The organism is Phaeobacter sp. S60, assembly GCF_000826845.1.
Taxonomy (GTDB): domain Bacteria; phylum Pseudomonadota; class Alphaproteobacteria; order Rhodobacterales; family Rhodobacteraceae; genus Phaeobacter; species Phaeobacter piscinae.
The window spans coordinates 112,331-131,387 of the sequence record NZ_JSWJ01000012.1 but is presented as its reverse complement, the minus strand read 5'-3'; the positions used below and the strand labels follow the sequence as shown (position 1 = coordinate 131,387).

The 19,057-nt window shown below is 59.8% G+C and carries 19 protein-coding genes; 6 read left to right on the top strand and 13 right to left on the bottom strand.

The features are described 5' to 3' along the window. Nucleotides 1-63 precede the first annotated feature (63 nt). Nucleotides 64-912, top strand: coding sequence for a fumarylacetoacetate hydrolase family protein (locus tag OO25_RS12575; protein ID WP_040180476.1), 849 nt, complete (start codon nucleotides 64-66; stop codon nucleotides 910-912). Nucleotides 913-1,011: 99 nt separating this feature from the next. Here the strand turns inward: OO25_RS12575 and OO25_RS12570 are convergent, their stop codons facing one another. From OO25_RS12570 to OO25_RS12535, 8 genes are all read right to left on the bottom strand, one after another. Beyond that, nucleotides 1,012-2,244: a mandelate racemase/muconate lactonizing enzyme family protein gene (locus tag OO25_RS12570; protein ID WP_040180474.1), complete on the bottom strand. Its 1,233-nt coding sequence runs from the start codon at nucleotides 2,242-2,244 to the stop codon at nucleotides 1,012-1,014. A 29-nt stretch (nucleotides 2,245-2,273) separates the two neighbouring features. Continuing rightward, entirely contained in the window at nucleotides 2,274-3,365 is a 1,092-nt protein-coding gene (locus tag OO25_RS12565) for a Zn-dependent alcohol dehydrogenase (protein ID WP_040180471.1), read from the bottom strand. Between the two features lie 146 nt (nucleotides 3,366-3,511). Continuing rightward, the gene (locus OO25_RS12560) at nucleotides 3,512-4,861 is read right to left on the bottom strand and encodes a lyase family protein (RefSeq protein ID WP_040180470.1); all 1,350 of its coding nucleotides are present in this window, start codon (nucleotides 4,859-4,861) and stop codon (nucleotides 3,512-3,514) included. 181 nt (nucleotides 4,862-5,042) lie between these two features. Next, nucleotides 5,043-5,831: a 3-oxoadipate enol-lactonase gene (gene pcaD / locus OO25_RS12555; RefSeq protein ID WP_040180467.1), complete on the bottom strand. Its 789-nt coding sequence runs from the start codon at nucleotides 5,829-5,831 to the stop codon at nucleotides 5,043-5,045. A gap of 94 nt (nucleotides 5,832-5,925) precedes the next feature. Next, complete coding sequence (locus OO25_RS12550) at nucleotides 5,926-7,128, bottom strand: endonuclease/exonuclease/phosphatase family protein (protein ID WP_040180464.1); 1,203 nt, start codon at nucleotides 7,126-7,128, stop codon at nucleotides 5,926-5,928. A 37-nt stretch (nucleotides 7,129-7,165) separates the two neighbouring features. Next, nucleotides 7,166-8,140, bottom strand: a complete 975-nt coding sequence (locus OO25_RS12545) for a threonine/serine dehydratase (protein ID WP_040180463.1) — start codon at nucleotides 8,138-8,140, stop codon at nucleotides 7,166-7,168. After that, entirely contained in the window at nucleotides 8,137-8,955 is an 819-nt protein-coding gene (locus OO25_RS12540; RefSeq protein WP_040180460.1) for an alpha/beta fold hydrolase, read from the bottom strand. The genes OO25_RS12545 and OO25_RS12540 overlap by 4 nt, the downstream gene beginning before the upstream one ends. 52 nt (nucleotides 8,956-9,007) lie before the next feature. Next, on the bottom strand, nucleotides 9,008-9,694 hold the full coding sequence (locus OO25_RS12535; RefSeq protein WP_040180458.1) for a haloacid dehalogenase type II: 687 nt from the start codon (nucleotides 9,692-9,694) through the stop codon (nucleotides 9,008-9,010). Between the two features lie 187 nt (nucleotides 9,695-9,881). On the opposite strand from OO25_RS12535, the gene OO25_RS12530 reads away from it, so the two are divergent. Together OO25_RS12530 and OO25_RS12525 are read left to right on the top strand one after the other, a co-directional pair. After that, the gene (locus OO25_RS12530; protein WP_040171057.1) at nucleotides 9,882-10,310 is read left to right on the top strand and encodes a peptidylprolyl isomerase; all 429 of its coding nucleotides are present in this window, start codon (nucleotides 9,882-9,884) and stop codon (nucleotides 10,308-10,310) included. A gap of 82 nt (nucleotides 10,311-10,392) precedes the next feature. After that, nucleotides 10,393-11,487, top strand: coding sequence for a nitronate monooxygenase family protein (locus tag OO25_RS12525; RefSeq protein WP_082035333.1), 1,095 nt, complete (start codon nucleotides 10,393-10,395; stop codon nucleotides 11,485-11,487). Between the two features lie 53 nt (nucleotides 11,488-11,540). Here the strand turns inward: OO25_RS12525 and OO25_RS12520 are convergent, their stop codons facing one another. Genes OO25_RS12520 through fabA form a run of 3 tightly spaced genes read right to left on the bottom strand, consistent with a single transcriptional unit; the run spans nucleotide 11,541 to nucleotide 14,125 of the window. Further along, nucleotides 11,541-12,332, bottom strand: coding sequence for an enoyl-ACP reductase (locus tag OO25_RS12520; protein ID WP_014873565.1), 792 nt, complete (start codon nucleotides 12,330-12,332; stop codon nucleotides 11,541-11,543). 6 nt (nucleotides 12,333-12,338) lie between these two features. Further along, entirely contained in the window at nucleotides 12,339-13,568 is a 1,230-nt protein-coding gene (gene fabB / locus OO25_RS12515; protein ID WP_040171054.1) for a beta-ketoacyl-ACP synthase I, read from the bottom strand. 47 nt (nucleotides 13,569-13,615) lie between these two features. Beyond that, nucleotides 13,616-14,125, bottom strand: coding sequence for a bifunctional 3-hydroxydecanoyl-ACP dehydratase/trans-2-decenoyl-ACP isomerase (gene fabA / locus OO25_RS12510; protein WP_040180455.1), 510 nt, complete (start codon nucleotides 14,123-14,125; stop codon nucleotides 13,616-13,618). A gap of 235 nt (nucleotides 14,126-14,360) precedes the next feature. Here fabA and irrA point away from each other — a divergent pair, with 235 nt between their 5' ends. Further along, nucleotides 14,361-14,777: an iron response transcriptional regulator IrrA gene (gene irrA / locus OO25_RS12505; protein WP_014873568.1), complete on the top strand. Its 417-nt coding sequence runs from the start codon at nucleotides 14,361-14,363 to the stop codon at nucleotides 14,775-14,777. 6 nt (nucleotides 14,778-14,783) lie between these two features. Here irrA and OO25_RS12500 read toward each other — a convergent pair whose 3' ends face one another. Further along, nucleotides 14,784-15,692 (bottom strand): LysR family transcriptional regulator, encoded by a 909-nt coding sequence (locus tag OO25_RS12500; protein ID WP_040180454.1) that lies wholly within the window; start codon nucleotides 15,690-15,692, stop codon nucleotides 14,784-14,786. A 124-nt stretch (nucleotides 15,693-15,816) separates the two neighbouring features. On the opposite strand from OO25_RS12500, the gene OO25_RS12495 reads away from it, so the two are divergent. After that, on the top strand, nucleotides 15,817-16,614 hold the full coding sequence (locus OO25_RS12495) for a phytanoyl-CoA dioxygenase family protein (RefSeq protein WP_040180452.1): 798 nt from the start codon (nucleotides 15,817-15,819) through the stop codon (nucleotides 16,612-16,614). 39 nt (nucleotides 16,615-16,653) lie between these two features. Here the strand turns inward: OO25_RS12495 and OO25_RS12490 are convergent, their stop codons facing one another. Then, nucleotides 16,654-17,523 (bottom strand): glycosyltransferase family 2 protein, encoded by an 870-nt coding sequence (locus tag OO25_RS12490; protein ID WP_175304831.1) that lies wholly within the window; start codon nucleotides 17,521-17,523, stop codon nucleotides 16,654-16,656. A gap of 142 nt (nucleotides 17,524-17,665) precedes the next feature. Here OO25_RS12490 and miaB point away from each other — a divergent pair, with 142 nt between their 5' ends. Further along, nucleotides 17,666-18,991: a tRNA (N6-isopentenyl adenosine(37)-C2)-methylthiotransferase MiaB gene (miaB, locus tag OO25_RS12485; RefSeq protein ID WP_040180449.1), complete on the top strand. Its 1,326-nt coding sequence runs from the start codon at nucleotides 17,666-17,668 to the stop codon at nucleotides 18,989-18,991. Nucleotides 18,992-19,057 lie beyond the last annotated feature (66 nt).

Genomic DNA, 19,057 nt, shown 5'->3' with positions numbered 1-19,057 from the left:
TGAGGCACTGTATACGCGTCCATGAGAGGCGCGGGCGTTTGGGATCGAGGGGAGGCGACTGCCATGAAATTACTGAGATACTATAGTGATGCCGGTATTCGTCCGGGTCTCAAAGCCGACGATGGCACTCTGAGAGACCTAGGCGAGCATATCGCGGATCTCACGGGCGCAGAACTAGGGCATGACACGCAAGCGAAGCTGGCATCGCTTCCGCTGGCAGATTTGCCGATCGTTCAGGGAGGGCCGAGGTTGGCCCCCTGCGTTGGCGACGTCGGCAAATTTCTCTGTATCGGCCTGAACTACCGGGATCATGCTGAGGAGGCGGGACTTGCGATCCCACAGCATCCGATCCTGTTTCTAAAGGCGAATTCAGCCATCAGTGGCCCAAACGATCCAGTGGTTTTACCGCGCGGCGCGCAGAAAACCGACTGGGAGGTGGAGTTGGGCGTGGTGATTGGGAAAACAGCCAAATACATCGGGATTGAAGACGCGCTTGACCATGTGGCGGGCTATTGCGTGGTCAACGATGTCTCGGAGCGATCTTTCCAGATGGATCTGTCCGGGCAATGGACCAAAGGGAAGAGCTGCGACAGTTTCGGCCCGATTGGCCCGTGGCTGGTAACACCCGATGAGGTTCCCGACCCGCAGCAACTTGCGCTTTACTGTGATGTGAACGGCAAGCGCATGCAGCAGGGTCACAGCAGTACGATGATCTTCTCCGTCGCAGAAATCATCTCACATCTCAGCCAGTTGATGACACTGCACCCCGGTGACCTCATTGCAACCGGGACACCGCCGGGGGTGGGGATGGGGCAGAAACCCGACCCGATCTATCTGAGGGCGGGCGATACCCTGCGGCTAGGCATCGATGGGCTGGGTGAACAGCAGCAGCATATCGTCGAAGACAGCTGACTGTATTTGTTCATTGCATGCACTCCCGCCCGTCGCCGGATCTTGACCAAGATCCGGCCCCGTTGGGTCAGGCCGTGCGCCTTTCCGGCGTGGCGCTGGTTATTCTTCGATAGGAGGGGCACCACCTATAAAACTGTTGCCCTCGGCATAGTTGCATGGGGCATCCTGCATGTTGAGGTGCAGATCATCCCCGATAAAGGGATGGGCGCGGGCTAGATCTTCGTCGACCTCGATGCCAAGACCTGGCGCGTCTGACGGGATCACGAAACCGTCCTCCACAGTGATCCCCTGTTTAATCAGCGCCGCATGAAACGGTGTCTCGATTGTTTCGATCATCAAGAGGTTGGGGATTGAGGCTGCAAGCTGGATATTGGCCGCCCACTCGACAGGACCGGCGTAGAGATGAGGCGCCATCTGTGCGCCGAAGACTTCGGCGATGGCCGCAATTTTCTTGGTCTCCCAGATGCCGCCGGATCGCCCCAAGGCCGGTTGCAGGATTTCTGCCGCACCTGCCCGCAAGATGGCGGCGAACTCCGCTTTCGTTGTTAGCCGTTCCCCTGCCGCGACCGGGATGCGGACCCGATCTGCGACCCGAGCCATATCTGCGACCAAATCGGGGGGCGTGGGCTCCTCAAACCACAGGGGTTCATAAGGTTCCAATGCTTGACCGAGCCGAATAGCCCCTGCTGGCGTAAACTGACCATGGGTGCCGAACAATAGGTCTGCCCTGTCGCCGACAGCTTTGCGGATCGCGCGGCAAAAGGCGACGGATTGGGTGATGTCAGATTGGGCCGGCATATGCCCCCCCCGCATCGTATAGGGACCGGCGGGGTCGAATTTGACCGCAGTGTAACCTTTTTCCACTGCTGAGATTGCGGATTCGGCCGCCAGTTCGGGCGTGTTCCAGAACGCATCAATATCGTGATGGGGCAGCGGGTAAAGATAGGTATAGGCACGCAGCCGGTCGTTCATTCGCCCGCCAATCAAAGCGTGAACTGGCCGGTCACGATCCTTGCCGAGGATATCCCAGCAGGCGATCTCAAGGCCAGAAAAGGCGCCCATGACGCTCAGGTCGGGGCGCTGCGTGAAACCCGATGAATAGGCCCGCCGAAACATCCATTCGATATTTTCGGGATTCATGCCCTGCATATGCCGCTCAAAGACATCGCGGATCACATGTGACATTGCGTCAGGGCCAACGGAGGCGGCGTAACATTCACCCCAGCCAGTAATACCGGTGTCGGTGGTCATCTTGACCAGAATCCAATAGCGCCCTCCCCATCCCGGAGCGGGGGGAGCGGTGACAATGATGTCTAGGTCTTGCAGTTTCATGTCAGGTTCTTCCGTGTCTGCTCAGAGGTCTATCGGTCAAAAAGGATGACGTTGCGGCGCGCCGATCCTGTTTTTGTATCGGCAATTGCTGCATTGATGTCTTCAAGGCTCCAACGCCCGGAAATCAACTCGTCCAGCTTTAGGCGCCCCTGCTGATAAAGGTCCACCATCCACGGAATATCGCGCTGAATTACCACATCACCCATTTTGGAGCCGATCATGCCTTGTCCGATGGCGGCCATGATGACCGGCTCATAGCTGGCTTTTGCGCCCGAGTGCGGCATGCCGATCATCACCATGCGCCCACCGATGCCCAGATATCGCGTGGCCTGCTCATAGGCCGGGATAGCGCCAACGGTGACCAGAACAACATCGGCCCCTCTGCCACCAAGAGCCTTGTACGACGCCTTCCATGGCGCGTCGAGGCGGCCGAGGACTGTGTGGGTCGCGCCAAACTCCTTGGCAATCTCCAGCTTTTCCTCGCTCAGATCGACGGCAACGATCCGGCGCGCGCCTGCGATGCGGGCGCCCTGGATCGCATTGAGGCCAACGCCCCCCGCGCCGATCACAACAACATCCTCGCCCGCGCGCAGTTTTGCGGCGTTCACTGCAGCACCAACGCCCGTGATGACGCCGCAGGAGATAAGCGCGGCGACATCTTTGGCTATTTCGCTTGGGATTTTTACGATCTGGCGTTGATCCACAACCACTCGTTCTGCAAAGGCACCGCAGGCCATTGCCTGCATCAACGGCGCACCGTCAGCGGTTTTGAGCGGGCCGTTGACTGCATCATAGGGGGTTTCGCATAGGGTGGGCGCACCGCCTGCGCAGCTGGGACAGCTGCCACAGGATCGGATCAGAGTGACGACAACGCTGTCCCCCGCAGCGAAGCCCTGTACATTGTCGCCGACGGCGCTGATCACGCCAGCGGCTTCGTGGCCATAAACGGCAGGCAAAAACCCACCCCAGGCGCCCTCTGCAAAGGAGATGTCGCTATGGCAGATCGCAACGGCGTCCAGTGTCACCTCAACTTCTCCAGTGCGAGGCGCGGCGAGCTGGACATCTTCGATCACGAGAGGGCTACCAAACTCGTGGCAGACGGCGGCTTTGATGGTTGGCATGCGATCTCTCTCCCTGTTTGCAGGCCACGGTGGACCGGGGGGAGGAGGGCTGCAAGTCTGAAACCGTCAGTGAAACGTCGTATCCCGAGGCACATAGGCGCAGGGAGAGCAGGATGGGCCCGCCTAGATCGCTGATGAGCAGCGTATCACGTCGATTCTTTGCGGCCTTTCAGAGCGGCTACTGTTTTTACAAATCGTTGTGCCTCGTCCGGGGCTGACCCAAGTTGCCGGGTTGCGTCAAAGAGTGTTGCGTGATCCAGCTCTGGAAATTGCGCGGCAGCAACCTCTTGCAGGGGTACGCCCTGCTGTGCTGCCTTGACACAGAGATCCTTGACCGCGGCCTGCGCCTCACCTCGCCGCATCTGTTCTGCCAAGGCAAAGCTCAGCGCTTCTGCATAGGTTGTCCCATTGGCAGCGTGGAGGTTGCGCAACATCTGCTTGGCGTCTGGCGCCATCCCTTTTGTCATGGAGACAGCCGTCCGGGCGGCTGTTGCGGCGCAGAAAACGATCTGTGGAAGGCTCAGCCATTCGCCAAACCAGCTGGCGCCGTCGCGTTGGTGCTGATGCGCGGCGGCATGATGCAGAGCCGAAAGCTGTGCGGTCGCCTGCGATGCCAGCGCGATCAGCGCTGAGGCGGCAACCGGGTTCTGTTTCTGCGGCATGGTTGAGGACGCACCTGCCGTGCTGGTTGTCAGCTCGTCAATGCCGCTTTGGCGCAGGGCCAGGCAATCGGTCCCCAATTTCCCGATTATAGTGCAGGCGCGGGTGAGCCAGTCCGCGATCCGCAGAACCGGGCTGCGATCCGTGTGCCAGCTGCGATGCGGATCCGCCAGCGACAATCCCGCAGCCATTTCGGCGCGCAGCTCGCTGGCCTTGGATCCCAATGCGCTGGCCGTTCCAGCAGCACCGGACAGTGACACCAGCAGACAGGTTTGACGGAGCACTGGCAGCTCTTCGAGCAGTGCAGCCAGAGGCTGCCCCCACGTGGCCACAACGGCCCCGAAGCTGGTCGGGGTGGCCAACTGACCATAGGTGCGTGCAGCCATCGGAAGGTTGGCATGGGTGTCGGCCATATCGGAAAGTTGCTTAAGCAGGGTGAGCAGATCAGTCTCAACAGCTGCAAGTGCCTGCCGCAATCGCAGCATCAAAGCGCTGTCCATAATATCCTGCGAGGTTGCCCCCCAATGCACATATTGGGCGTGCTCCGGTGCGTTCATTTCCTCCCTCAACGCATTCACCAGACCGGGCACGGGGACGCCATTCTGTCCGGCCGATTGGGCCAATGCACCGGGGTCCAGAGCGACCTCCATCACCGCGCGGCCAATCGCTGCAGCGCTCTCTTCCGGGATCAGGCCGAGCTTGCCCTGCGCCTTGGCCAGTGCCCCTTCGACCAGCAGCATGGCACGGATTTCTGCGCTGTCTGAAAACAGCCGGGAAATATCTCCCGCAGGAAACAATGAAGCATAGAGCTGACTGTCGAAGAGAGAAGCGGCCATCAGAGATCTTTCACCAAGGGTTGCTATGACTGCTGCTATCCGGTTGGGGCAGCAATAGGCGGCAAATGGGGTATATTCAGGTCTGTTACCCTATCGTGAGGGCGGTCGGCTACCATTTGTGCCAGATATTGTGGTCGCTCGCACGCTCCCGAAGGCGCACCGGGCCGCGGCCCAGCAGCCATCAGATATGGCCTTGCTCCCTCAGGAAGGTGATCAGACGATCCGCAAAAGCCTCGGGCTGTTCGACACAAGGTATATGACCGGCGCGGCGGATCAGCTCGAACTTGGAACCGGGGATGAGGTCGACGGTTTCGCGTACCAGATCCGCCGGTGTCGCGCCGTCGTCTGAGCCCGCAATGCCTAAGGTCGGCAATCGTAAACCACTGGTCGGTGTGTAAAAATCTGTGCCTGCGATCGCCGCGCAGCATCCGATGTAGCCCTCGACCGATTGCTGGAGCAGGTGGTCGCGCCAATGAGACAGCTCGGGCGACTTGCGGAATGCCGGGGCAAACCATCGCTCCATGATGTTGTCCGCAACGGCCTCAATCCCATCACGCTTGATCGCCTCAATGCGCTGTTGCCAGCTAGCGGCAGTCCCGATCTTGGCGGCGGTGTTGGACAGCACCAGCCCACGCATCAGATCCAGCCGCTTGATCGCCAGCCCTTGCGCGATCATGCCGCCGATAGACAGCCCGACGAAGATGCAGCCCTTCACCTGCAACTGGTCCAGTAACCGCTCGGCATCGCGGACCAAGGTGCCCATGGCGTAGGGGGCAGGCGTTGCAGGTGTCCCGCCATGGCCACGCAGATCATAGCGGACAATGCGCAGTTCTTTTGGCAGCCGTTCTACCACCTGATCCCAGACATGCAGGTCAGTGCCAAGAGAATTGGCAAAGACCAAAGGAGGTCCGTCGGCGGTTCCATCCAGTTGGTAGTGTAGCTGGACATCGCCCAGTTCAGCGAATGGCATAGGGGGCTCCGGGGTGTGTTCGGTCGCGCTTTCTAACGCGGGCTACCCGTCAGGTAAAGTCAGCCGGAGCGTGAAGAAATAAGCCTATGCGACCCTAACCCGCAGATTTGAGCCGCATATGAGCCATGATCTGCCCGTGATCAGAGGCGAGTTTGTTGTAGGGAGCTTCGGGATGGCTGCCATCAGTCAGATGGTCATTGAAGACGCTGAAGTATTCCATCTCTCCGATGTGGCCCGCCCAGTCCGGATCAAAATGGCGGGACATGTAGATCTGATCGATGCTTTCATGAACGCCGCCAAATGCCGTGGTGTAGACCACATCGCGGAGCGACTTTCTGAGGAATTGCTTTTCTGCTGACCGCAATCGAAACCTATCAATGGTTTCACGGATGTGCCGATCCTCCTCTGCACTGTAACGGTCGCCGGTGTGCCGGGCGTCATGGCGCAGCATCCAGGAATAATTCCTAAACGGCGTCTCGCCGCTGATGATTTCGGAGCTGACGGCGTTTTCCCCGTCATTGAAATCTCCCAATACCATGACCGGACGGTTCTGTTCCAATTCGTCCAAGACCATCCGCCGCAGCACCCAGGCCTCAGCCATACGGCGCAGCGCAGCACGCAGCGCGCCCAAGGCGCGACCACCCGCATCATAGGCTGTGAGCACGGTCTCGGGCGGGTAGGGTGCGCCTTGCGGGGTGATGAACTCACCCAGTTTGGATTTCAGATGACAGTTGAAAACGCTGACAATCTGCCCAGCGACGGGAATCCGGGCCTTCATGATCGGGCGCGACAGCCGTCTCAGCGTGTAATAGCCCGCGTCCTCTTCGCCACCAAGACAGGCCATCGGAATATCCAGGGGTTGCGGCAGATCCTGAATAATCTCGACCGGCTCAGCGAAGCCATATCGCGACAGGATAGCAAGGCCCGGGCGCCGTTTCCCTGGTGTTTCGCTGTCGTTTATGTTGGGCGCAAAGGCCAGCTCAGCCTCAGTGTAGGGCGTATAGGCCAGTTTGCGGAAAATTGCCTTGCGATGATAGCGTTTGGACCGGTCAGGCAGGCTGGCGGCATTTGCCTCCTGCCCGCGCCGGTCGGTCTCAGCGATGATCTCACGCAGCGGCGTTTCCTCGAAAATCTCCTGAAACCCGACAATATCGGCATCCAGGGTCAGCAGCTGATCAGCCATCCAATCGGACTTCCACGCGTATTCCTCCGGCGTGTAGCTTTGAAATTTATAGTATTCCTGATCCGGGCCTATCAGGTTTTTCACGTTGAAGGATGCGATGGTGAATTCGGTCATATGGTACTCCAAACTCGATAAGGGCGGTTATTCGGAGTCAGCCGAACCGATGCAACGCCTCGGCAAAAAGGGCTGCGTCGACGTTGCCGCCTGTTGCGATAGCGATTGTGGCAGGGCCGCTCAATTGGTCACCATGGAACAGGGCGGCTGCGAGAGACACCGCGCCACCGGGTTCCAACACGATCTTCAGACGTGAAAAGGCCAGCGCCATGGCGCGCATCGCGTCCTCTTCGCTCACCACGATGCCGGAGCTGCAGAGACGCGACAGAATGGGGAAGGTGATGTCGCCCGGTGCGGGCGTCAGGATTGCATCACAAAGTGACCCTGCAGAGGCCTCGTTCCGGCAGATTTCACCTGCAGCCAGTGATCGGGCGACATCATCAAAACGCTCAGGTTCACAAGGGCTGACTGTCATCTTTGGCGCGGTCTGTTTCAGAGCAAGCGCGACGCCGGCGGTCAAACCACCACCACCGCAGCACACCAGTACATCCGCTTCGCTCACGCCAAGGTCCGCAGCTTGGCGGGCAATCTCAAGGCCAACGGTGCCTTGGCCGGCGATCACCTCTGCGTCGTCGTAGGGTTTGATTAGGGTAAGGCCGCGCACCTCTGCCAGTTCTGCTCCGATGGCATCACGGTTGTCTTTAGTCCGGTCGAACAAAACCACCTCCGCGCCGAGCGCGCGCGTATTGGCAATCTTGATGGCTGGCGCATCCTGCGGCATCAGGATCACGGCGGGCGTCGCATGTGCGGCAGCCGCAGCGGCCACTCCCTGTGCATGATTGCCACTGGAATAGGCCAGTACGCCACGGTGTCGCTGGTCGTCGGACAGTGCAGAAAGGGCAGCCCAGCCGCCGCGAAACTTGAACGAACCAGTGTGTTGCAGGCACTCGGCCTTGACCAGGACACGGCGTCCGGCAATGTCATCCAGAAACGGCGAAGATAGCAACGGCGTCTCCCGTGCGTGACCACTCAGGCGGTCGGCAGCTGCGGTAATCGCGGCAAAGGATGTCATTGAACAATCTCCAGAATGCGATGGATAAGCGCCAGCGACTCGGGCTCATCAAGGAAGGGGACATGACCCCGGTCCGGGACCTCCACGGCGAGCAGCTTCGGTAGGTGGCGCTGCATTTTTTGGTAGGTATCGGCGCTGAGAATATCCGAATTGCCCCCACGGATGACGCCCGATGGCACCTCCCTGAGGGATTGGAACAGCGGCCACAGATCCGGCGGCGGCCCGGCGGCTGCCTGTGCCAGTAAGGCGTCGCGCAACCGCGCGTCGTAGCGTAGGGCCAAACCGTCCTGTGTCTGGGTGTAGAAAACCTCCACCTCCTCGCGCCAACGCGCCATTGGCACATCGGGAAATGCTGGGGCCATATGTGCCGCCAGCACCGAGGCGGCCTGTTCATGAGTTTTGGCCACTGGGCGATGCCCGACATAGGCCATGATCCGCGCGATGCCATCCGCTGGGATTTCTGGCCCTACGTCGTTCAGGATCACGCCAGCCAGCCTGTGTTTGTGCAAGGCGGCCAGCGCCATAGCAACCAGTCCACCGCGAGAGGTGCCAAGAAGTGTGACGCGACCAATATTTAGATGATCCAGCAGCTCAATCACATCCTGTGCCTCACGTGGGACTGAATAGCTGTGAATGTCCTCGGCGTATTGCGACCTGCCTCTGCCGCGTGCATCCAGCGTGATCACGCGATGCCCACGGATGTGCGGCCGAAGATATCGAAAATCCTGCCCGTCGCGGGTCAGACCGGCCAGACACAGCAAGGGGGGGCGGCCCTCCATGCCTGTTTGGTCGGGATCGTCATAGGCGAGCTGCATCCCATCCGAGGTGGTGAAGACTGAAAGCGGTCCTGATGTAAGCGACACAGGGTTATGTCCCAAGCAATGTTGGAATACTGCTCAGGTCGCTCAGGATATGATGTGGCGTCCAAGGCAGGCGATCCATCGGTTCACCGCTCCGATTGACCCAGGCTGTGGTGAATCCATACCCTGCCGCGCCGGCGGCGTCCCAGCCGTTGGAGGAGACAAACAATACCTCGTCGCGCTGACAGTTGAACCGTTCCTCGACGAGGTCGTAGACCTGTGCATCGGGTTTGAAGACCCCGACGGCCTCGACGGACAAGACATCGTCCAGCAGCCCGCTCACCCCGGCCGAGTTGACTGCACCTTCCAGCATCTTGGGTGATCCATTGGACAGGATCGCTGTCTGCAGCCCGGCCGTTTTGAGCGCGCGCAACATCTGCGGCACCTCCTCATAGGCCTGAAGCTGCCAATAGAGATCGAGCAACCGTTTGCGGAGTTGCGGATCCCCACTGAGGCCGGTGGCCTCCATCGCCCAGTCCAAACCATCTTGGGTGACCTGCCAGAAATCCGTGTGGGCGTCGGTGATGGCGCGCAGCCAGGTGTATTGCAGCTGCTTCAGTCGCCAATGGTTGGCCAGCTCGGCCCAATGGTCGATCAGATGCGGAAACTCTGGTTCCTGGGCAGCTTGCCGCGCGGCCGCCGTCACGTCGAACAATGTGCCATAGGCATCGAAGATACAGGTTGTGATCGCCATGGGGTCTCCCGTCCGGTGTCCTGCGGTTGCGTCAGCCTAGGCGCAAAACGGGCGTCAATTCCAGCCACAATGCGGTGCATTCCGTGACAAACAGCTACCAGTTCGGGGCGCTGGTCGGTTGGGTTTACATCAGGGGTGGGTCCTATACTGTGCGCGCCTTTGTAACGTGAAACCAACTGGAGGTCCCATGACCGAGGTAAAAAGCGGCGATACCGTACGCATCCACTACACAGGCAAGCTGACAGACGGCAGCGTCTTTGACAGCTCCGACGGGCGCGAGCCGCTTGAGTTCACCGTTGGCTCCGGTCAGGTCATTGAAGGTATGGACGCTGGTCTGGCTGGCATGACCGCAGGCGAGAAAAAGACGCTCAACATTCCTGCTGATCAGGCCTATGGCCCCAGCCATGATGAGGCGCGTCAGACCATCCCGCGCGAAGGCATTCCCGATGACATCCCGCTTGAGGTCGGCACCCAGCTGCAGATGCAGGCTCCAACCGGGGAAGTTCTGCCGGTAACCGTGGTTGAAGTGACCGAAGCGACCGTGACCCTTGACGCCAACCATCCGCTGGCGGGCAAGGATCTGATTTTTGATATCGAATTGGTATCAATCAACTAAGACGGGATGAGGTGGCGCCTCTTGCGCCGCCTCATCAAACCGGCTTTTTGCGCAAATAGGATTTGTGGCGAAAGAGGGTGAGATGAGCGGGATTTCCACGTCAGCAGCATTGATGGATCGCTTGGGGATATCCGTGCCGATCCTGCAATCTCCAATGGCGGGTGTCAGTACGCCCGAAATGGCGGCGGCCGTCAGCAATGCGGGCGGGCTCGGTGCTCTGGGCATCGGCGCGGCACGTGTCGAACAGGCCGAGAAGATGCTTGTTCAGACAGCGGCACTGACCGAGCGGCCCTTCAATGTCAACGTGTTCTGCCATCAACCTGCCACCGCCGACCCTGTGCGAGAGGCAGCTTGGCTTCAATATCTATCACCGGTGTTCCAAGGCTTCGGCGCGACGCCACCGCAGGGTTTGCGCGAAATATACACCAGTTTTTGCGTAGATCGCGACATGCAGGACATGTTGATCGCGCAGCGCCCGGCGGTTGTCAGCTTTCACTTTGGCCTGCCTTCGCAGGATGTCATCGCGGCATTGAAAACCGCAGGTGTCGTAGTGCTCGCCACCGCAACCTCGCTGACTGAGGCCCGTAGCCTGGAGCGCGCTGGCATTGATGCCATTGTTGCGCAGGGGTGGGAGGCGGGCGGCCACCGGGGCATTTTTGATCCCACCGGTGAGGATGAGCGGATGCAGACCTTACCGCTGGTTCGCGAATTGGCGGCGGCACAGACGCTGCCGGTGATTGCCGCGGGCGGGATGATGACCGGGGCGGATATCGCCGATGCTCTGTCTGCAGGCGCTGCAGCGGCGCAGCTCGGCACCGCCTTCATTGCCTGCCCGGAGAGCAGTGCCGACGCAGGATATCGGGCAGCCTTGTTGGCCGACGATCCCGAAACGGAAATGACCGCGGTGATCTCAGGTCGTCCGGCACGCTGCCTGAGCAATCGATTTACCGATTGGGGGCGCCAGAACCGTGATGTTGAGATCCCGGATTACCCTATCGCTTATGATGCCGGGAAGGCGCTGAACGCGGCGGCAAAAAATCGTGATGAGGTTGGCTATGGTGCGCAATGGGCAGGGCAGGGTGCCGCCCAATCGCGGGCGATGCCAACGGCCGAGCTGGTCGCCACGCTTGCAGGGGAATTGACAGTAGCGCAGCAGGGGAGCCGTACGCCGGAATAAGAAAAGGGCACCGCTGCGGGTGCCCTTCGGTCTTTGGTCGCGATTAGTCGCGGTCAGAGATTGTCCTGCTGCGGCATTCCAAGGACGTGAAACCCTCCGTCGACGCGAATGACTTCTCCGGTGGTGCAGGCTCCGGCGTCAGAGGCGAGGTAGACAGCGGTTCCACCAACGGCTTCCAGCGTTGCATTGTCCCGCATCGGGGCGTTCTGCGCCGTATGCTTGAAGGTTTTGCGCGCACCACCGATGGCCGCACCGGCCAGGGTCTTCATCGGGCCGGGGGAAATCGCGTTGACACGAATCCCTTCCGGGCCGAGGTCATTGGCCAGATAGCGTGTGGCGCTTTCCAGGGCTGCCTTGGCGACGCCCATGACGTTGTAGTTGGGGACGACACGGTTTGACCCCTGATAGGTCAGCGTCAGCAGAGTACCGCCCGCATCCTTCATCAGCGGATAGGCCCGGCGGGCCACCTCAACAAAGGAATAGGCCGAGATATCCATCGAGTTCTTGAAGTTTTCGCGGCTGGTATCAAGGAACCGCCCGGTCAGCTCCGCCTTGTCTGAATAGGCAATAGCGTGAACGACAAAGTCGATGCTATCCCAACGTGCAGACAGCTGTTCGAAGGCTGTGTCGAGTGAGGCATCGTCAGTCACATCGACATCGACCATGAAATCGCTGCCAACGCTCTGCGCCAGCGGCTCAAGACGCTTGCCGAATGCCTCACCCTGATAGGTAAAGGCCAGGTCCGCTCCGGCCTCAGCCATGGCCTTGGCGATACCCCAAGCGATCGAACGATCGTTGGCGACCCCCATGATCAGGCCACGCTTGCCCGTCAATACTCCTGACATCCGCCGTTATCCTTTGTACTTGCTCAAGACCATTGAGCCATTGGTGCCACCAAAGCCGAAGCTGTTGGTCATCACGCTGTCCAGACCGGCGTTTTCCACCAGCTGGGTCGCGACCTCTGCGGGTTCAATACCCTCGGCCAGGGTGTCGACATTGATCGACGGGGTGATGAAGTCGTTGTCCAGCATCAGAAGGCAGAAAATTGCCTCCAAGGCGCCAGCCGCGCCCTGTGCGTGGCCAGTCATCGATTTGGTGGACGAAATCGGAGGGACATTGCCCGCACCGAAGACGCGGCGGGCTGCTTCGACTTCGCCGACGTCGCCAACCGGGGTCGAGGTGCCATGGGCATTGATGTAGTCTACTTTGCGGCCATCCGGCAGGGACTGAAGGGCCAGACGCATCGCGCGTTCGCCGCCTTCACCAGAGGGGGCGACCATGTCGTGCCCATCGGAGGTCGCGGCAAAGCCGGTGACTTCAGCATAAATTTTGGCGCCGCGGGCCAAGGCGTGATCCAGATCTTCCAGCACAACAATGCCGCCGCCGCCGGAAATCACAAACCCGTCACGATCCTGATCGAAGGCGCGCGAGGCTTTTTCGGGCGTGTCGTTATATTTCGACGACATTGCGCCCATCGCGTCGAACAGGCACGAAAGCGTCCAGTCCAGCTCCTCGCCGCCGCCGGCAAACATCACATCCTGCTTACCCATCATGATCTGCTCGGCTGCGTTGCCGATGCAATGCAGCGAGGTCGAGCAGGCAGACGTGATGGAGTAGTTGATGCCCTTGATCTTGAACGCGGTCGCCAGGTTGGCAGAGATCGTGGAAGACATACATTTGGGCACTGCGAACGGCCCGATACGCTTGGTCGCGCCGGTTTTCAGAACGGTCTGATGGGCGGTCAGCATGGCCGATGTGGAGGGCCCACCTGAGCCTGCAACAAGGCCCGTGCGCTCGTTCACCACCTGATCGTCGGACAGGCCGGCATCAGCAATCGCCTGGCTCATTGCGATATGAGCATAGGCCGCGCCCGCGCCCATGAAGCGCAGGGTGCGTTTGTCGACATGGTCCGCCACATTCAGCTTGAGCGTGCCCGCGATCTGGCTGCGAAAGCCATGTTCGGCCATTTCAGGGCTGGCTTCGATGCCAGATTTCCCTGCTTTAAGAGAGGCAAGGACCTCTTCGGCATTGTTCCCGATGGACGAGACGATGCCCAGACCGGTGACGACGACACGACGCATGCTGCGTACTCCTATGCTGTTTCAGGGGGCCAGAGGAAAGCTGCGGATCAGCTCTCGGACAGGGCCACCTTCATGTCTTTGACCTGGTAGATGACTTCGCCATCTGCCTCGACGATCCCATCGGCAACACCCATGGTCAGGCGGCGGGTCTGGATCGCCTTGGTGAAGTCGATCTTGTAAGTCAGCAGCTTGCGATCCGGGCGCACCATACCGGTCAATTTGACCTCACCGACACCCAGAGCATAGCCGCGCCCCTGCCAGCCGCGCCAACCGAGATTAAAGCCGGTCAGCTGCCAGAGACCATCAAGACCAAGACAGCCGGGCATGATCGGGTTGCCGGGGAAATGGCAGTCGAAAAACCATAGCTCAGGGGTGATGTCGAACTCGGCTGTGATGTGACCTTTGCCATGGGCGCCGCCATCTGCGGACACATCGGAGATGCGATCCATCATCAGCATGGGGGGGGCGGGCAGCTGCGCATTGCCAGGGCCAAACAGCTCGCCTCTGGCGCATTTTAGCAAATCGTCTTTGTCAAAGCTGCTGGGGTAATCGGCCATGCTGGCGCTTCTCCTGCCTATGTTATCATCGTCTATCTGGCCCCCTGTAGCACCCGTTTCGACTCTCCTGCAAGGGTTCCGGGCGCAGCGGGACAACCGGCATCCCGCCTGTGGCCTTCAGGTTTTTCAACTGTAACAGTCTAGGAGGAGGTACTGACGCCGCGCAAATTGAATTGAATACAGTGACCCTTTCGGCCTATAAATACGTCCAGCAACGCTATGCAGGACCTGCTTTATGACGCCAACACCCGCAGATATCGCTACCAACTGGCTGGAAACAGCCGGATTGCGCCCGACTCGTCAGCGGGTGGCGCTGGCAGAATTGCTCGTGGGCGATGGCAAACACCGCCATGTCACCGCTGAAAGCCTGTTTGACGCAGCCAAAGATAAAGGGGCCGCTGTGTCCCTTGCCACCGTCTACAATACGCTTCGCGCGTTTTGCGATGCGGGTGTGTTGCAGGAAATCACTGTGGATGGCTCCAAAAGCTATTTTGACACCAACACCCATGACCATCCTCACTTCTATTGGGAGGACGAGGGGCGTCTGTCAGATGCGCCATCCGACCAGTTGGTGATCAAGAGCCTCCCGGCGGCACCGCAAGGCGTCGAGATTGCCTCTGTGGATGTTGTGATCCGTCTGCGCAAGATCTGAAGATCTTCACTGATCCAGTGAACCGGCCGTTACCACGTCTGCCAAAATGCCTTGTGCGCGCTGGATCACGCTGCCGAGCGCAGCACGGCTGTGGCTGATCAGCACAAGAGGCTCCTTCGCAGACGCGTCACTGATCGGAACCGAGACCAATCCGGGCCCGTGGTAGGAATTTGTGCCGGGTGGTCTGCTATAGGTGATGCCAATGCCCTCGCCGTGGGCGGCCAAGCTGCACAACAGATCTACTGACGCGGCGCGATGGGTGATGCGGGGCAGGGTGCCGATAGATTTGAATAGCCCAAGCATATGGCGCACGGAGTGCCCCTCTTCTGATAGAATCAGCGGTTGCTCAGCGAGATCTGCCAGCGACAGCTGATCCCGCCCTGCCAGCGGATGGCAGTGCGGCAGCAGTGCAACGGGCGACCGGCGTACCAGCTCCTGGCGCATAAAACTGGCATCCACGCCAAGGTCGTAGCTGACGGCCAGGTCAATATCCCCAGCAATCATCGCGGCGATCAGTGGTTCAAAATGGTCGACCTTGTAACGGATCGCGACACCCGGGAGGGCCGTGCGAAGACGCTTAAGAGCCGGGGCGAGCAGGAAGGGCGCGAGGTCAGTAAACCAGCCAACCGTCAGCTGCTGGCCGGTCGCATCCTCGCTGCCTTGGCGTTCCAACCGTGCAGCCTGCTCCAGCAGCGCTTGCGCACGTGCTGCGAAACTGCGTCCCTGCGGTGTAAGAACCACCGCGGCGCCACGACGGCGCAGAAACAAGGTCTCCCCCAACTGCGCCTCAATCCGCGCGAGGGCGGTGGACAGCGCAGGCTGGCTGACATGCACCGCCGCCGCTGCGGCGGAGAGGCTGCCGTGCTGCGCAATAGCGCAGACGTATTCGTAGTGGCGCAGGGTTAAATATAACATCAGATTATTTTTTGCATATTAAGATATTATTTGAGCATGCTCAGCCTCTGTGTGCAAGATCGGGGGCAAGCAGGCCAAAGCGCCCGCGCTCGCAGCCCAGATTTCGATCCCAAGGACAATCCCCATGCCTCATCCCCTCATCACTCAGGATCATATCGATCAGTTCCAACGCGACGGCGTGGTGCTGATACGCGGGCTTTTCGCGGATCAGGTGGAGCTGCTCCGCGACGGCGTGGAGGCCAATATGGCTGAGCCCGGCCCCTATGCCTCTAACAACGAAAAAAAAGGCCAGACAGGGCGCTTCTTTGACGACTATTGCAACTGGACCCGAATCCCGCAGTTTGAGGAGGCGATCAAACACTCACCCGTCGCCGAGGTTGCAGCTGATCTGATGCAGTCCAAACGCGTTCAGATGTTTCATGATCATGTCTTGGTAAAGGAGCCGGGCACCTCCATGGCGACACCCTGGCATCAGGATGGTCCCTACTATTTTGTTGAAGGCCAGCAGACCATAAGCTTCTGGTCGCCGCTTGACCCGGTCACGGATGCATCACTGCGCTGTGTCGCCGGCTCTCACCGGTGGGAGAAAGAGGTCCTGCCGACACGGTGGGTGTCTGAAGAAGGGTTCTTTGCCGATGAGGGGCAGTACATGTCGGTTCCGGATCCAGATGCTGAGGGCATGACAGTCAAAGAATGGGAGATGCAGCCGGGTGATGCGGTCGCATTCAATTATCGCACCCTGCATGGAGCGCGCGCCAATACCAGCCGCTCCCGTCGTCGTGCCTTTTCGCTGCGTCTTGTCGGAGATGATGCGCGCTACATCGAACGCCCTGGACCCACGTCGCCGCCATATCCCGGCCATGAGATGACGCCGGGTCAGATTCTGCGCGAGGATTGGTTCCCGGTTCTGTTGCAGCGCTGATGGATATCTGGGTCTGGGCTGACGAGACGGCTCAGACCTTCAGAACCACTGCCCCGGTTCCATCAGCCCCAGATCAAGAAGCTGGCGCGAGTGCCAGTCAAACGGAGCAGAATTGTGCCAGCGAAAGTTATCAATCTCAAAGGAGGACCCGGGATTGCGCTTCAGCGCCTTTGCTGTCCGAAACGAGCAGATGGCCGCCGTCAGATTGTGATGCCAGGGGCAGGCGTAGGTGTTGTACTCCGGCTCACTAAAGCGGTGATCGTCGAACAGATGCAGGTCAGGTTTGGCGCGAAATAGCGAAATCCGGTCGATCTTGCGACTGGCGGCCGGAATGTGTTCCTCATACCGCCAGCGCACGCCGCCGTAGAAATCCAGCTGACGGTCCAGCGGGTGACCCGTCTGCGGATCGTTGCGCGATTGGGCGTAATAGCCGGATTTGTCCAGATGTGCAGTGTCCAGAGAAACCCCATTCGGCGCCGCCGCAAGATCCCCGGCATAGAGATCGATGACATAGCTCAGCATCGCGTCACGGCGTTCTTCAGCGTGAAAGCCCAGCAGTTCCACAACGTTCCGGCTCTCGCAGAAGGGATAGAACAGGTATTCGGCGTTGTAGCAGTAGTAGAGCCAACATCCGGGTGCGGCCGCCGCTATGACTTTGTTTATGGCTTCAAACACGGTATCCCGCCTGCTGCAATCATACGGCACACGCTCGATACGTGTTTCCAGATCATAGGGGATATCAAAGGCATCGGGCATAAACACCACGACCGTCGCGAAGCCTAGATCAAGGTGGTGGCGCAGGGTTGTTGCGATCTCAACCTTGTCTTCGACAAAGATCAGGGCGACAGGCCCTTTTGTCAGGGCCGTTTTGGCATGTTCGAGAAATCCCTCGAGTGATAAATGCATCATATCCGATTGCCTGCTGCTCTCTGCCAGTGCCCTTATCTGGCGGTTGCTGCTAAAATCGGGTAATCGGGGCGGCATTGCAAGCAGAGCCGTTTCCGGCTATGCCACGCCGCTGTTGCGACCCTCCGCTGAAAAGGTTGTCCCCATGAGCGCCCCGAAGAAGCTGTTTATCAAGACCTATGGCTGTCAGATGAATGTCTATGACAGTGAACGCATGGCCGAGGCGCTGGGCGGCGAAGGCTATGTTGAAACCAAATCGCCTGATGATGCGGATATGATCCTGCTGAACACCTGCCACATCCGGGAGAAGGCCGCGGAAAAAGTCTATTCCGAACTGGGCCGCTTCAAGGGGCTGAAGGCGGAGAAACCGGATCTGAAGATCGGCGTCGCAGGCTGCGTTGCGCAGGCCGAGGGACAGGAAATCATGCGTCGTCAGCCGCTGGTTGATCTGGTGGTTGGCCCCCAAAGCTATCACCGCCTGCCAGAAATGGAAGCCAAGGCGCGGACCGGCGAAAAGGTGCTGGACACCGATTTCCCTGAGGAAGACAAATTCGAGAAGCTGAAGAACCGCCCCAAGGCCAAGCGTGGCCCGACCGCGTTTCTGACGGTGCAAGAAGGCTGCGACAAATTCTGCGCCTTCTGCGTGGTGCCCTACACCCGCGGTGCCGAGGTCTCGCGCCCGGCGGACCGCATCCTGCGAGAGGCGCAGGATCTGGTCGAACGCGGTGTGCGAGAGATCACCCTGTTGGGCCAGAACGTGAATGCCTACCACGGCGCCGGTCCCAATGGTGATATGACGCTGGCACAGCTGATCTGGGAGTTGGACAAGGTCGATGGGCTGGAGCGCATCCGCTTCACCACATCGCACCCCAATGATATGCAGGACGACCTGATCGAGGCGCATGGCACCTGCGCCAAACTGATGCCCTATCTGCACCTGCCGGTGCAGGCGGGGTCCGACAAGATCCTGAAGCGCATGAACCGTGCGCATACCGCCGAAAGCTATCTGCGGCTGATCGAGCGCATCCGCGCCGCGCGGCCTGATATCCTGATCTCCGGCGATTTCATCGTCGGCTTCCCGGAAGAGACCGAAGAGGATTTTCAGGCGACTTTGGATCTGGTGGAGGAGGTCAAATATGGCACCGCCTATTCCTTTAAATACTCCACCCGCCCCGGCACCCCGGCAGCAGAGCGCGCGCAGGTCGACCCTGCCGCCGCTGACGACCGGCTTCAGCGACTGCAGGCTCTGCTGACAAAACAGCAGCGTGAGGTTCAGGACAGCATGGTAGGTCGTGACGTCACCGTGTTGTTTGAGAAGGCAGGGCGCTTCCCGGGTCAGATGGTCGGGAAATCCGACTATCTGCATGCGGTCCATGTCGCGGATTGTGACCGGGCCATCGGGGATCTCGCCCGGGTGCGGATCCTGTCCTCCGGGGCCAACTCGTTGGCGGGTGCGCTAATCGAAAAGTAACTGGCGGTGTGGTAACGGCTGGTACCGCGTCGACCGCGCCATGGTCTCAATCCTGCTACGGTGGCG